We start from the raw sequence: 1,234 nt of genomic DNA, 5'->3' as shown, positions 1-1,234 counted from the left end.
GCCATGCATCGCGGATGACCGCTTCAATGTCAGATTTCAGTTCGCTCGGCCAAGAGCAGCGCATCCTCCACATCGACGCCGAGATATCGGACAGTGTTCTCGATCTTGGAGTGGCCAAGCAGGATCTGGATGGCGCGGAGATTTCCTGTCGCCTTGTAGATCATCGCCGCCTTCGTGCGACGAAGCGAGTGCGTGCCATACTCTTCTGGACGCAGCCCAATCGCTGYGACCCATTCGTCAACCAGGCGGGCGTACTGCCTCGTGCTCATGTGGCGGGCGTGATTGACCCGGCTCGGGAATCCATAATCGTCGACCGATCCTCCGCGCCTTTCAAGCCAAGCCAGAAGGCTGGCTCTTACGTCGCTGGTGATCTCGAACTGGACCGGCCGCCCCGTCTTTTGCTGAACGACAATCGCACGGGTCCGGATTTCTGCCCCTGCGACCAGATCGCGGATCTTGATCTTGATCTTGACCAAGTCGCAGCCGCGCAGCTTGCTGTCGATTGCCAGATCGAACAGCGCGCGGTCCCGAATGCGTCTCTCGCGATCGAGGAAGAAGCGAACAGCCCAGATCTGTTTCTGTGTGAGCGGCCGCTTAGTTCCTACCTTCTTTCCTGCATTCCAAGCTGCTCGCTCACGGCTAGCGTCATCGTATTGAGAGTGACCCATGTGAGTTCTCCTCGGCCTTGATTGGCCGAGGAAAAACGGATCGCCAGCATCACCGCTTCGGGGCCGATTCCAGACGGACGGCTTTCAGGCACCGACGGCGGGATAGCTGCCATTGGTAGGGAAGCGATCAGCGCGGCCGCTACCGACCCGGAGAGGTCACTGACCAAGTATCTAAAATCTCTTCCGGCGGCGCGGGCGTTGTCGCCAGCAAGCCCTTGTTCTAAGATAAGCCCGTCATGGAACTCTCGTCAGGGAGGCTACGATGATCAAGCGGGGGCGCGTTTGGATGATAAGGGCCACATGGGCCCTTTGGCTTCTTACACTGCCCGCCCAAGCGAGCAACTTAGGTGATCTTGTCAGGAATGGCGATGTCGCAGCGGTGACATCCGCCTTGGACAAAGGCGCCGCTATCAACGAAATTGACGGTGTTACGGCGCTCTATGTCGCCTGCGAAAACGGAAATTCCGAGTTAGCAAAACTTCTGATCAGTCGTGGGGCGGACGTTAACCTGCCTGTCAGTTGGCAAAGAACGCCACTCTACGCCGCCAACAAGGGTGGGTACGCTG

2 protein-coding genes are annotated in these 1,234 nt (G+C 58.4%); one reads left to right on the top strand and one right to left on the bottom strand.

Annotated elements, in window-relative coordinates; all coding sequences use genetic code 11:
* Positions 1–29 precede the first annotated feature (29 nt).
* The gene (locus AC1DUU_RS32415; protein ID WP_476787386.1) at positions 30–668 is read right to left on the bottom strand and encodes a tyrosine-type recombinase/integrase; all 639 of its coding nucleotides are present in this window, start codon (positions 666–668) and stop codon (positions 30–32) included.
* A gap of 262 nt (positions 669–930) precedes the next feature.
* Here AC1DUU_RS32415 and AC1DUU_RS32410 point away from each other — a divergent pair.
* The coding region (locus AC1DUU_RS32410; protein ID WP_476787385.1) for an ankyrin repeat domain-containing protein at positions 931–1,234 on the top strand (304 nt) is incomplete at its 3' end.

The sequence above is a fragment of the Aminobacter sp. P4_H6_2 genome, from assembly GCF_056400805.1.
The sequence above is the reverse complement of the archived record's forward strand: the minus strand, read 5'-3'. Positions and strand labels throughout refer to the sequence as shown.